12 protein-coding genes are annotated in these 12,192 nt (G+C 50.2%); 7 read left to right on the top strand and 5 right to left on the bottom strand.

What is annotated here, in order from left to right; all coding sequences use genetic code 11:
* The first annotated feature begins 14 nt into the window (after nt 1-14).
* Nucleotides 15-1,301: a sulfate adenylyltransferase subunit CysN gene (cysN, locus tag RIC19_RS20330; RefSeq protein ID WP_350180227.1), complete on the top strand. Its 1,287-nt coding sequence runs from the start codon at nt 15-17 to the stop codon at nt 1,299-1,301.
* Nucleotides 1,302-1,502: 201 nt separating this feature from the next.
* Nucleotides 1,503-2,594 (top strand): lectin-like domain-containing protein, encoded by a 1,092-nt coding sequence (locus tag RIC19_RS20325; RefSeq protein WP_350180202.1) that lies wholly within the window; start codon nt 1,503-1,505, stop codon nt 2,592-2,594.
* 83 nt (nt 2,595-2,677) lie between these two features.
* Here RIC19_RS20325 and RIC19_RS20320 read toward each other — a convergent pair whose 3' ends face one another.
* Both RIC19_RS20320 and RIC19_RS20315 read right to left on the bottom strand, forming a co-directional pair.
* Complete coding sequence (locus tag RIC19_RS20320) at nt 2,678-3,664, bottom strand: FecR family protein (RefSeq protein ID WP_350180201.1); 987 nt, start codon at nt 3,662-3,664, stop codon at nt 2,678-2,680.
* Nucleotides 3,665-3,792: 128 nt separating this feature from the next.
* Complete coding sequence (locus RIC19_RS20315; protein WP_350180200.1) at nt 3,793-4,344, bottom strand: RNA polymerase sigma-70 factor; 552 nt, start codon at nt 4,342-4,344, stop codon at nt 3,793-3,795.
* 326 nt (nt 4,345-4,670) lie between these two features.
* Between RIC19_RS20315 and RIC19_RS20310 the strand changes: the two genes are divergently transcribed.
* Nucleotides 4,671-6,221: an alanine/glycine:cation symporter family protein gene (locus RIC19_RS20310; protein ID WP_350180199.1), complete on the top strand. Its 1,551-nt coding sequence runs from the start codon at nt 4,671-4,673 to the stop codon at nt 6,219-6,221.
* Between the two features lie 59 nt (nt 6,222-6,280).
* Here the strand turns inward: RIC19_RS20310 and RIC19_RS20305 are convergent, their stop codons facing one another.
* The 3 genes from RIC19_RS20305 to RIC19_RS20295 form a co-directional block, all read right to left on the bottom strand.
* Nucleotides 6,281-7,249 (bottom strand): GNAT family N-acetyltransferase, encoded by a 969-nt coding sequence (locus tag RIC19_RS20305; RefSeq protein WP_350180198.1) that lies wholly within the window; start codon nt 7,247-7,249, stop codon nt 6,281-6,283.
* Nucleotides 7,250-7,301: 52 nt separating this feature from the next.
* Nucleotides 7,302-7,862, bottom strand: coding sequence for a phosphatase PAP2 family protein (locus RIC19_RS20300; protein WP_350180197.1), 561 nt, complete (start codon nt 7,860-7,862; stop codon nt 7,302-7,304).
* A gap of 76 nt (nt 7,863-7,938) precedes the next feature.
* Nucleotides 7,939-9,618, bottom strand: a complete 1,680-nt coding sequence (locus RIC19_RS20295; RefSeq protein ID WP_350180196.1) for an LptF/LptG family permease — start codon at nt 9,616-9,618, stop codon at nt 7,939-7,941.
* Nucleotides 9,619-9,837: 219 nt separating this feature from the next.
* Between RIC19_RS20295 and RIC19_RS20290 the strand changes: the two genes are divergently transcribed.
* The 4 genes from RIC19_RS20290 (at nt 9,838) to RIC19_RS20275 (ending at nt 12,036) form a co-directional block, all read left to right on the top strand.
* A complete protein-coding gene (locus RIC19_RS20290; RefSeq protein WP_350180195.1) occupies nt 9,838-10,344 on the top strand; it encodes a GFO_1088 family ECF-type sigma factor in 507 nt (168 codons plus the stop codon).
* Entirely contained in the window at nt 10,329-10,832 is a 504-nt protein-coding gene (locus RIC19_RS20285) for a PG0215 family putative anti-sigma factor (RefSeq protein WP_350180194.1), read from the top strand. Before RIC19_RS20290 ends, RIC19_RS20285 begins: the two co-directional genes overlap by 16 nt.
* Before the next feature lie 33 nt (nt 10,833-10,865).
* Entirely contained in the window at nt 10,866-11,405 is a 540-nt protein-coding gene (locus RIC19_RS20280) for a DUF4252 domain-containing protein (RefSeq protein WP_350180193.1), read from the top strand.
* 67 nt (nt 11,406-11,472) lie between these two features.
* Nucleotides 11,473-12,036: a DUF4252 domain-containing protein gene (locus tag RIC19_RS20275; protein ID WP_350180192.1), complete on the top strand. Its 564-nt coding sequence runs from the start codon at nt 11,473-11,475 to the stop codon at nt 12,034-12,036.
* Nucleotides 12,037-12,192: the final 156 nt, after the last annotated feature.

Below are 12,192 nucleotides of genomic sequence, written 5' to 3'. Positions count from 1 at the left end.
AATTTCCAAACTTTATAGACCTATCAAAGACAAAAGATATAATGGAGAATTATGATAATATGGAACTGCTCCGGTTTACAACGGCAGGCAGTGTAGATGACGGCAAATCCACCCTTATCGGGCGATTGCTGTACGATAGTAAATCAATTTTTGAAGATCAGTACGATGCGGTAAGGGAAAGCAGCGAGAGGCGGGGCGAAGAAGGCGTCAACCTGGCCCTGCTGACTGATGGCCTGAAGGCGGAGCGCGAACAGGGCATTACTATTGATGTGGCCTACCGCTACTTCTCGACACCCAAGCGCAAATTCATCATTGCTGATACGCCGGGCCATATTCAGTATACCCGCAATATGGTGACGGGAGCTTCCACCGCGAATGTTGCACTGGTGCTTATCGATGCCCGCCGGGGCGTACTGGAGCAAACCCGCCGTCATGCTTTTATTGCCTCTTTGCTACAAATCCCTCACCTGGTGGTCTGTATCAATAAAATGGACCTGGTAGACTATTCGGAGGAGATTTATGAGCAGATCAAGCGTGATTTTGAAGAATTCTCTTACAAGCTCGACGTTAACGATGTACACTTTATCCCTATCTCAGCGCTGAAGGGCGACAATATCGTCACCAAATCTGAAAAGACGAAGTGGTACGATGGGCCGACCCTGCTCTACTACCTGGAAAATGTTCATATTGGTAGCGACCACAACTTCATCGACTGCCGCTTCCCGGTACAGTATGTGGTGCGCCCGAATACCGACGACTACCACGACTACCGGGGCTACGCCGGGCGTATAGCTGGTGGCATTTTCAAAAAAGGTGATGAAGTCATGCTCCTGCCTTCTGGTTTTACCACCAAGATCAAAAAGATTGACACCTTTGACGGAGAGCTGGAGGAAGCCTACCCGCCTATGTCTGTAACCCTACTGCTGGAAGATGATCTCGACCTGAGCCGGGGAGATATGATTGTCCGGGAGAATAACCACCCGGAGACTGAACAGGATATGGAGGTCATGGTCTGCTGGTTCTCTGACCGCCCCCTGCAGCTCCGTGGAAAATACGCCATTCTGCACACCACCCAGGAAGTGCGGTGTATCATCAAGGATATCCGGTATAAGCTGGACATCAAAACCCTGCACCGTCAGGAAGGAGAAACCCAGATCGGCATGAATGATATTGCGCGGGTCGTAATCCGTACCACCAAGCCGCTGCACTTTGATGCCTACCGCAAGAACCGTATTACCGGTAGCGTCCTTTTTGTGGATGAAGGCACCAATGAAACCGTAGGCGCGGGTATGATTATTTAACCCACTGCGAAAAACTACGTTCCCAAGCCTGTCTGAAGCATCGACTTCAGACAGGCTTCTTTTTTATTATGGCACGTTGCAACGTAGCAATAAGGGTTTTGCTGCCCTGAAACCATCAATGGGCAAACCAAGGTCCCAAGAAACCAAAAAGGGCAATCTTGCGTTCTGACAGCATACTTGATTCCACAAAACCCGGTAGCTATGAAACACCTTGCCCTGCTTGTCTCCTTCCTCTTTACGCTTCCCTTTCTGCAAGCCCAGGCCCCTCCTGCCATTACCGATTTCCGGCTGGATGGAGATGCCCGCCAATCGGGAGCAGATTGTATCACGCTTACTCCAGACTATCAGTGGGCTTCCGGGTCAATATGGTACAAAAAAGCCATCAGCCTGAATGCTTCCTTCGAGATGGAACTGCGGGTCATGCTGGGTTGTAAAGATCAGGAAGGAGCTGATGGTATGGTATTCGTATTCCACCCCTACGCTGAGCGGACAGGCTATAGAGGTGAAGGCATGGGCTTTGCCGGACTTGACCCGGCAATTGGCATCGAAATTGACACCTGGCAAAACGAGCACCTGGGCGATCCCTGGCAGGACCACATCGCTATCCTAAGAGACGGCAGTGTCTTCCACGGGTTTAATCTGGCAGGCCCCAACCGCATTGCCAACATCGAAGATTGCCGGGAGCACGACCTCAACATTCAATGGTCTGCTGATTCAAAAACGCTAAGTGTACGGATTGACGGCAAGCTGGTCATTACCCTTCAGCGCGATTTGGTCAAGACGATTTTCAGAGGAAGGGATAAGGTGTACTGGGGTGTCACTTCTGCTACGGGCAACTACAACAACCGGCAGGCCGTTTGCTTCGAAAAACTGGATTTCGAGCTGGTGGAAGAACTGCCTGTACTGGAATTGCAAGGGCAGAAAGTACGTGAACTGATGCGGGGGGAGTTTATCACGCTGGACCATATACAGTTTGAGTCCGGTGGGTCAAACCTAACGCCGGCTTCCCGTCAGGAGCTGGATGAGCTGGCAAAGATTATGCACGAACATCCCAATATGGACTTAGACATTATTGGCCATACCGACAATGAGGGATCAGCAACGACCAACTTATCGCTGTCAGAAAAACGGTCAAGAGCAGTAGCAGAATACTTGAAAAGAAAAGGCATCTCACCGAAGCGCATGAACCCCAGAGGCCTGGGGGAAAAATACCCGCGCAGCTCCAATGATACGCGATCCGGACGCATGCGCAACCGAAGGGTTCAGCTGCGGTTGATTGAACCGATTGCCTAGAGATGCTATGTGACCAAAGATCGATGAAGAGCCAGGATGAAATTTGGCAAGAACAGCCCGAAGGGTAAAATCCCAACAAGCTTTTAGTTACAACGCCCCCCTGATAGTGCGTAGGTCGCAGGACCTGACTTTTGGACTTCAAGCCCGTAGACGGCTTCCAGCACTTGCAGGAAATTCGACAACGGGTCCGCTTTTATTTCTGTAGAAAGTGCACAATCCTGAAGCCCTGGATTCTTCAATTTGAATTCCACTTTGTAGTACCGCCCGATCTCTTTGAGGGCGCTTGATAGCTGGGCATCCCGGAAAACCATCCGCTGGCTGCGCCAGCCTTGTGCGTTCAACTCCGGCGAGGGTTCTTTATACAGCCGCTGTTTATCCATGCTGAATATCCCTCTTTCCTTTGGCTGAAGCTCAATTTTTTGGGCAGCCTGGTCTTTTTCCATGCGCACATGGCCCTCGGTGACTTCCACCTCCACGGTAGGCTCATCCGGATAGGCACGCAAGTTGAAAGCGGTGCCCAAAACGGTCGTACGGACATCATTGGAATAGATCACAAAGGGCTGCTCAGGATTAGAAGCCACTTCAAAGTAAGCTTCGCCGGTAAGGGAGACTTTTCTTTTCCCTTCTCCTGCTTCATAGCTAAGATAAGAGTGCTCGTTGAGGTAAACCACCGATGCATCGGGCAGTGTAATCTGGATTTTTTCATCCGAAGCGGTAGTGTAGACAAGGCCTTGCGCAGCATCATCAGCTGTGGCAAACCAGTATGAGCCGAAAGCGATCAGCAGGGCAATAGCAGCTGCCGCCCTCATCCACTTTCCGGACTTCGTTTTCAGCTGCACCGTTTTGGCTTCCCGGGGCTGATCAGCTTCCATACGGAACTTTAGCCGGGAGAAGCCCTTGTCGACATCCGGTTCGTAGCCAGCTTTGTAAGACCGGCTATCTGACCATAGCTCGTCCAACTCCTGATGGAGCTCCGGGTCATGCTCTTGCTGAAATGCCTGAGCCTCTTCAGCGCCCAATTGCCCGGTCTGCTGTCGGTGAAAAAGTGTTATATATTCTGTTAATTTCATTCGCTTTGGCTTCATTCGTCAATAGGACACAGGCATAACTACCCTCCCCTATCTGTTATTTTCCTTTTTTCGAATAATCATAAAAATGTCATCTGCCCGTCCAAACAGGCATTAAAAAGCACTACCAGCTAATCATTGCGGTTGACCTTCAGCATTTCTCTGAGTATTTTCAGGGCTTTCGCCATTTGGTTCTCAACTGTCTTGGGCGAAATCTCCAGCTGCTCGGCGATTTCGCGGTAGCTCATGTCCTCAAAGCGGCTTAGGACAAACACGATGCGGCAGCGCTCCGGCAAAGCGTCAATTGCCTTGTCAATGCTGGATTGCAACTGGTCTGCCGCCATCAGCTCAGGGGCTGTAGCCTCGGTACTCTTTTGCACCGGCGCCTGCTCCTCATCCGTAAATTTAATGCGCTGATCACGGACAAAATTGAGTGCTTTGTTGACAGCAGCCCGGCGAAGGTAACCCTTTAGCGATGAAGAGACCCTGATGCGTTCCCGCTTACGCCAAAGCTCGTAAAACACCTCCTGAGCCAGGTCTTCCACCAGGTTGCTGTCCGGGATAATCTTGTAGACTGCTTTGCAAATATAGGCGTAGTACTGCCTGAAAATCAGCTCAATGCCTCTTTCGTCCCCCTGGTTAAGCAAATCCAGTAACTCCTGATCTGTTCGTTGCGGTTGCAATTTGATGTTGCTTTAATCGTATTAAGAGCGTATGGCCTAAGCAGGCAGTAAAGGCACCTGCCTGGTTCCATCCACAATATAATACTTCCGCGGAATATACCGACTACCCGTTTGGGCCGCGCCAAATATTAAGCTTGAACTTTTGAATAAGTAAAAATAATCAAATACCTTAGTCCGCATCACTAAACTAAGCTATTCAGCAGCCTTCTTGTAGCTACCGATAACGACTTTAAACCAAAACTCAAAACCTGCAAGCAAGATGCCTGAGCACAGCCTGATTACCGCATATGTTACGGGGTTCCGGCTAGGGCGAATCACTCACAACCATGAAAAAACTTCTCTTTTTTACGCTTAGCCTTTTTGCCCCTTTAGCAATCTGGGCACAAGAAGGCGGATCTACTATTGATGACGCCATCAACTCCGTCATGGAGCCCCTGACACAGGCGGTGGAAAGCGTAGTCTTTGTACCGATTACAGTGGCCGGCTTCACCATCCCCTTTGTGTTGGTCTGGCTGATTGCCGGCGCGCTTATTTTCACGCTTTATACTGGCTTTGTGAATATCAGGGCTTTTGGTCACGCTATCAACGTGGTTCGCGGTAAATATGACGACCCGAACGATGCGGGGGAAGTATCTCACTTTCAGGCGCTTACAGCAGCCCTTTCCGGCACCGTGGGCATCGGCAATATCGCTGGTGTTGCTATTGCCGTTTCCGTTGGCGGGCCGGGCGCCACGTTCTGGATGATTGTCGCGGGCCTGTTCGGGATGACCTCCAAATTCGTGGAGTGCTCCCTGGGGGTAATGTACCGCAACTATAATGTAGATGGCTCCGTATCCGGTGGCCCAATGTACTACCTCGATAAAGGTTTTAAAGAAAAAGGGCCTGTCATGGGCACGATCGGCAAGGTACTGGCCGTACTGTTTGCGATTGCCTGTATCGGCGGTTCTTTCGGAGGCGGGAATATGGTGCAGGTAAACCAAGCCGCCCAACAGTTTATCGATGTTACAGGCGGCAAGGATAGCTTTATTGCTGACAGTTCCTGGATGTTTGGTGCTGTAATGGCCGTCGTCGTTGGGATCATCATCATCGGGGGTATCAAATCTATTGCAAGGGTAACAGACAAGATCGTTCCTTTCATGGTAGGCATTTATGTGCTCGGTGCACTGATTGTCCTCGGTTATCACTATGCCGATATTCCGGCAGCATTCGGAGAGATCATCGGTGGTGCATTCAATTCTGACGCACTGTACGGTGGATTTATCGGTGTGCTCATACAGGGTTTCCGGCGGGCTGCGTTCTCCAACGAAGCGGGGGTAGGTTCTGCCTCTATCGCCCACTCTGCAGTACGTACTGACGAACCTATTTCGGAGGGCATCGTTGCCTTGTTAGAGCCGTTCATCGATACGGTAGTCATTTGTACAATGACCGCGCTCGTTATTGTCATCACCAACTACGGTGGCATCGGAGCAGAACAAGCGTTTTTGAGCGACCAAAATGGTGACCTCGACGGCATTACGCTGACCTCTTCTGCTTTTGAAGCGGTGATGTCCTGGTTCCCGCCAATCCTCTCAGTAGCAGTTATTCTCTTTGCCCTTTCTACTATGATCAGCTGGTCTTACTACGGCCTGAAAGCCTGGACTTACCTCTTCGGTGAGAACAAAACCAATGAGCTGATTTACAAAGCGATCTTCTGCGTCTTCGTGGTCATTGGCTCTGCCATCTCTGCCAAAAGCGTATTCGACTTTGGCGATGCGATGATCTTTGCCATGTGCTTCCCTAACGTTGCCGGCCTTTACGTATTAATGCCCAACGTGATGCGGGCTTACAGAGATTATATGAGGCGGATTAAATCCGGAGAAATCGCTACTACCAAGTAACAGCCAAAAGCGCTTCAGTCTCAAAACTGAAGCGCTTTTTTATTTGACTTGCTGGGATTTTACAACGGTTTCAAGTCTGGCTCCACCCAGCGTGCCCGGGCCCGGACGGACTGCAGTAGGCCTTTACTGTAAAACGCCCCGGGATACTTTGAGTCCCCTTCCGGCGAGCTCAGGAGTAAGCTCAAGGCATCCTCGTAATTCAATTGAGGCTGAGCGTTCATAAACCGGCTCAGCACCCTGATCCAAAAAAGCGTCAGCGTTTCATGGTAGCCCTCATCAGGGGTATTGCGGTTGCCCTGCCCCTGATTGAAGGCGATGATGCCCGTACGCATCCTGGAAAGTGCGGCATCCTCTCCCTCCTGAAAAAGATACCAGAGAGCCACTTTCAAGTGCGCTTCGTGGGTCCATCCCTCAGCCGGCAGCGCCTGCCGTTCAAAACTCCGGACCAGCTTCTCAATTGCCGGCAAAGGCGGCTCTGCCTGAAAGTCCTCTGCCAAAAGGGAGAAGCTAAAAGAATCGGTATTTACGCCTTCATACCGGTAGTGCCGCCGGGCGTACCCTTCCCTTCTGAAGCCAAACCGCCGCAGCAAAGACATCGAAGCCCAGTTGTCGGTCGCCGTAAGCGCCTCAATACGTTCCAGCCCCAGGGTTTCAAAACCAAACTTTAGGGTAACCGGCAATAGCTCCTGCATGAAGCCCTGCCCGCGGTCTGCGATATCGTATAAACTGTAGCCAATTTCGGCACGCCGGTGCCGCCGGAAAATAATATGGTAAGAAAAATCGCCGATTAGCTTGCCTGAATCCTTACGGTACAGCAGCCAGTTGTGCATACTCAGGCGCTCGTTGTCCAGCCCAAAGGTCAGAAAGCGTTCTTTGATGCCCGCGTACATTTCCGCAGTTGGGCAGCGCAGGGCACAGGACAAGTCTTCGTCATCAAACTGGGCAACCAGCCGTTTAAAAGAAGCCGGATTGAGATTAAGCAGCATCAAACGCTCTGTCTCCTGAATGGGTAAGTCAAGGTGTAACATACCGGGGATAATTTCTCAGGATAACTACTGCACAGCCTGTAAAGTTCCTGGTCTATCTTTTAATGCGCCCATCCAGCCAGGCCGCCCTGGGCAGCTGCTGCAGATAATACCACCCCATAGCAATCAGCACGCCCAGGATGGCCCCCAGGTAAACATCCTTGAAGAAGTGCTGCACCAGGTAAATCCGGGATAGCCCAACAATCAGTGCCAAAAGAAAAAACAAGGTGCCGCTGAGTTTCTTGTTCGGCCAGCAGAAAGCCAGAAAAGCAAATAATGCAAACCCCGCCATTGTATGCCCACTCGGGAAACTCGTTGATCCGGTATGCACCTTTACGCCTTCCACCAGATTGAGCTGAGTAGCGATGCCCATTTGCTCAAAGTACGCAAACGGACGGGCGTGGGCAAAAAATGACTTACTGAAATAAGCGGTGACCGTTACGCTAAAGCCCAGAAAAGGGACCGCGATTGCATACCTGAATTTAACAAACAGCAGCAAGAGCAGTGCCCCTATGAAGCCCACAGGTTCTCCAAGCTTCGTACCATAAATAAACAGGTAATCAAGAAAAGTACTGCGATGCCGGCTGAAGAACCATACAAAGGCTCCTGTTTCCATTAACAGTAACAGTATGGCCCCGAAAAATAAAAATTGAACCATACCTGAGAAGAATGAGCGGTTGGACCGCAAAAATTCAGACAGCGGGGTCATGCGCAGTTTTTCGTTTTTTGAAGAGTTTGAAGATAGCTTTGAAGAAATTGACGTACTGATCGATATCAACCAGCTTACTATCGTTCATCGCTTTGCGGGTCAGTATTATACCAACCGGAAATAAAACCGTGCAGGGCACCCAGGCCGCTACGGCAGCCGGCAGCACAAAGGACTCCGCAATTTTCCGGCAGAAGATGGTCAACACAATAAAAACCATGAAGAAAATGATGGAAATCAGGATGGGATAACCAAAGCCGCCTTTGCGCACAATCGCGCCCATGGGAGCACCGATAAATACAAAGATGAAGCAGACCAGTGCCATGCTGTACTTGGTATGGAGCTCATAAATGTGCTTCACCCGGCTCTCCCGCAGCCGGTCGATCGACCGCGTGGCAGACTCTGCATGTGCCTGAATACTGCGGATAAAAGACTTCGACTTGTTGATCAACCGCAGCCGTTCCGATTCGGGGAAAAGCAGTACAATACTTTCGTAGGATTCCAATGGCTCCTCAATGACTTGCTTGAGGGGCCGCCCTTCAAAGGATTGGATAGGCTTCCGGTCGGTTTTTTTATCTTCTGTTACCCGGGGGCGCTCTTCTATTCTTTCTTCTTCCTGTTTTGCCGAAACGGGGGGGGCTCCCTGCGGTTCAATTGCAGCACTTGCACTATCTTCTTTCTCCGCTTCCGCACGGATGCGCTCCGCCTCAGCGGCAACCAGATTGTCCTCATCATCTGGAATATCCAGGAACGTACTGTCTAACTCCAGTAAGTCAAAGTAAGAACTAAACTGATTGGAAATACCCACCTCCCGGCGCTTGATTTTCAGCTCCAGCGAATCAATGGCATCCGCCAGCTGCCCGCTCGTCAGCATACTGCGGTTAGACTTGAAGAGTTCCTCGTTGGTCCGGTTGAGGTTGAACTCACTAAGGTCAAAAACTTTGTACCAGCTTTTGAAATTCGTACGCACAAAGGGGTAAGACCGGCTATTGCCCGATCCTGAGGGGTCGCCCTCCATGTATTGATGCCCGTCATAGAGGTTCATCATGAAGTAGTTACCGTCTTCCGTGGCGTACATTTCCCCATCGCTGGCTATAATTTGCGACAGCTTGCCCTTATTGGCATCGGTATGATCATAAATCAGGACATCTTCAATCCGCTTTCCATCTCCGGGCTTGTTGCCAATATGAATAGCGAAACCGTCGAAGTCATCGTTGAAAATACCAGCCTCCAGGCGCAGCGCCGGTTTCTGTTTTTGAATATCGTACATCCGGGAACCAAACTTCAGATTGGCTACGGGAATGAGGTTGTTCGAGCAGAAAAAGGATGCCAGCACGGTAATCATCCCAAACCCGATGATGGGCCGCATGATCCGCGCCAGGGAGACCCCTGCCGACTTGAAGCTCGACAACTCGTACTTCTCTGCCATGTTGCCCATTACCATGACCGAAGAAATAAGCACGGCGAGGGGCAGTGCCATAGGTACCAGCGAAAGGCTCTTGTAGCCCATCAGCTCCAGGATCAGGAACAGCCCCAGCCCTTTGCCCGCAATATCATCGATATACAGCCAAAGGACCTGCATGACCAATACAAACATGGCGATCATGAACGTAACGATAAAAGGCGGGATAAAACTCTTAACCAGTAAGCGGTCAACTATCTTCATAGATATATGCTAATGAATGCCTGATTGTGAAACAGCCCGGGCGGATCTCAGTTTTCCGAACGGTAGCCGTTTCGCCTTCCACAAAGGTACAACGTCTCCTTACAACTCAATAAGGTGTACCTAAGGTTGACTTTATATTAACTTTAATTTTTTTCTGAAGAGGTTGTAACTTTCTTTGCTCCTCTTCGTCACCCCTATGAACGCAGCTTGAAAAGCGCAATGAACCTAGAAACTTTCAAATCAGACATCCTGCCCATCAAAAATAAACTCTTCCGGGTAGCCCTGCGCATAACGGGCAACCCTCAGGAGGCAGAAGATGTAGTGCAGGAGACCCTGATCAAAGTCTGGGAACAACGCCACGAACTGGGTAACGTCCGCAATATCGAAGCCTGGTGCATGCAGCTGACCAAAAACCGGTCTATTGACAAACGCCGCCTTCGGTTCAACCAAAACGAAGGGCTGGAAGGTGCCTACGGACTGAGCAGTTCAGCACATACACCCGATCAGCAAGCGGAACTCTCAGATAGCTTCCTGCAAATCCAAAAAATGATGCAGGAGCTGCCTGATAATCAAAGAATGGCTATGCAACTCCGGGATGTGGATGGCTTTTCCTACCAGGAAATCGCCGACACACTCGAAATGCCCCTGGCCCAGGTAAAAACGAACATTTTCCGCGCTCGCAAGAGCGTAAGAAATAAACTGACCGCCTTATGGACCACCAATTGACCCGGCAACTACTCGACGATTACTTCGAAGGCCAAACCAGTCTCGAAGAGGAAGCACTGCTTAAGCGGGCTTTCCAACGCGATGACCTGCCTGAAGACTTGCAGGGCTACCGCCCGCTCTTTGGGTACCTGAAACAGTCTGCCCCTACCGTACTGGGCGACGATTTCGACGCCAAAGTCCTCGGGCAAATCCAACCGCAGGAAGCTAAGGTACAGCACCTGTCACCCAGAACATGGGTACTCCGTGTAGCGGCAGCAGTCATACTGGCCCTCGGCGTTTTTTGGCTGTACGAAGACTATCAGCCTGCTCAGCAGCAGGAAGTTGCCAGCGTAGACTGGTCAAAATATGAAGTACAAGACCCCCAGCAAGCATTCGCTATTACCAGCGGTGCACTGAAGCGGGCTTCTCTTGAACTCAACGAAGGAACTGACGTGGCTGCTCAGGGCTTTGAACGCAACCTCAAAGAAATCAGCCGGTTTTTCGAATAATTTCATCCGATTGTTTATCCTAAATCTTAAATCATGAAGACCTCAAAGTGGATTTTTACCGCCTTGATGCTGGGCATCGTCAGCATCGCCTCAGCGCAGACCTCCAACGCAAATGCCATTGATAAGTACTTTCAGCAGTACCTTGATGATGACCGCTTTACCGTGGTGTACATCAGTTCCAAACTGATGAGCATGTTCGGTAAGCTGGACGTGGAATCCATGGAAATGGACGACAACGAAACCGCAGCGATCATCGACCTGGCCTCTGACCTCAAAGGCATCCGCATTCTTGTAGCAGAGGAAAATGGTGCCGGCTTTTACAAAGAAGCCAAACAGAAAATCAATACGACCGAATACGAAATCCTCATGACCGTCCGCAATGCCGATGAGCAAAACGTGGAGTTCCTGGTCAAGGAAGACGCCGCCGGAACTATGGAAGAACTCCTGCTGCTCGTTGGCGGAGGAGAAGAGTTCGTGCTGATGAGCTTTGTAGGCAAAATCGACATGGAGAAAATCTCCAAGCTCATCAACGAGTTTGATGACAACGAAGAACCCGCAGAACAGAAGCAGTAAAAAATGAGGGGTGTTGGCTGGGACTCTCCCAGCCAACACCCGCTCTTAACACAAAAATCCGACTGCCATGAGAATGTCCATCCTCCTTTTTTGTGCTGCTGCATTTGTATTTACCTCATGCAGTAGCCCGAAGACCACAGCTCAGTTTTATCAGACCCATAAAAAACAACCCGGTGTTGTTAATTTCAAACTGCCCGGTTGGGTGATGTGGCTGGGCGGCGGCATAGCCTACAACAGTCTCAAAGATAAAGAGACAAAGGTGGCCCTGCGCTACGCCCGCAAAATCGGCAAACTCCGCTTGCTGGCTTCCGAGAAAGGAGCCTCGTTACCACAATCTGAAGTCAACGCTTTTGTAGACCAAATTAAAAGTAATGGGTACGAAGATTTGATTCAGATCGACAGCCCCGGGTCCTCTGTGCGCATTATGACCAGAGACCACAAGGACAAAATCAAAAACCTGTTGCTGCTGATCCGGGACGAAGATGGCTTTGTGTTTATGGACATGAAGTCGCGGATCAAATACTCCGAGATTTCCGACCTGATCAACTACTTCATTCAGATGGGCGAAAATGATAAAAAGGAGGAAGACGAGGAAGAAGAAAAGGCAGCCCCTTCCACCCCGCGTGTTTAGAGCTTATTTGGAGCAGTTTCGTCATGAAAATCAAGGATTTATGGTTCTGGCGAAGTCACTAAATTTGAGTTTAGCGGGCTAAATGAAAATTTAGTGAGGAAGCCAGAGCTTGCCCCGCATTTCTGCGGGGTTCATAAAGCGTTGATTTGCAATAGG

Origin of the sequence: Phaeodactylibacter sp., from assembly GCF_040219495.1 — a bacterium.
Classification (GTDB): domain Bacteria; phylum Bacteroidota; class Bacteroidia; order Chitinophagales; family Saprospiraceae; genus Phaeodactylibacter.
This window is presented reverse-complemented; position numbering and strand designations above follow the sequence as displayed.

Coding starts and splice junctions, on each gene's coding strand:
- RIC19_RS20325 (WP_350180202.1), top strand. CDS start 1,503: ATGAAACACCTTGCCCTGCTTGTCTCCTTCCTCTTTACGCTTCCCTTT.
- RIC19_RS20320 (WP_350180201.1), bottom strand. CDS start 3,664: ATGAAATTAACAGAATATATAACACTTTTTCACCGACAGCAGACCGGG.
- RIC19_RS20310 (WP_350180199.1), top strand. CDS start 4,671: ATGAAAAAACTTCTCTTTTTTACGCTTAGCCTTTTTGCCCCTTTAGCA.
- RIC19_RS20305 (WP_350180198.1), bottom strand. CDS start 7,249: ATGTTACACCTTGACTTACCCATTCAGGAGACAGAGCGTTTGATGCTG.
- RIC19_RS20300 (WP_350180197.1), bottom strand. CDS start 7,862: ATGGAAACAGGAGCCTTTGTATGGTTCTTCAGCCGGCATCGCAGTACT.
- RIC19_RS20295 (WP_350180196.1), bottom strand. CDS start 9,618: ATGAAGATAGTTGACCGCTTACTGGTTAAGAGTTTTATCCCGCCTTTT.
- RIC19_RS20290 (WP_350180195.1), top strand. CDS start 9,838: ATGAACCTAGAAACTTTCAAATCAGACATCCTGCCCATCAAAAATAAA.
- RIC19_RS20285 (WP_350180194.1), top strand. CDS start 10,329: ATGGACCACCAATTGACCCGGCAACTACTCGACGATTACTTCGAAGGC.
- RIC19_RS20280 (WP_350180193.1), top strand. CDS start 10,866: ATGAAGACCTCAAAGTGGATTTTTACCGCCTTGATGCTGGGCATCGTC.
- RIC19_RS20275 (WP_350180192.1), top strand. CDS start 11,473: ATGAGAATGTCCATCCTCCTTTTTTGTGCTGCTGCATTTGTATTTACC.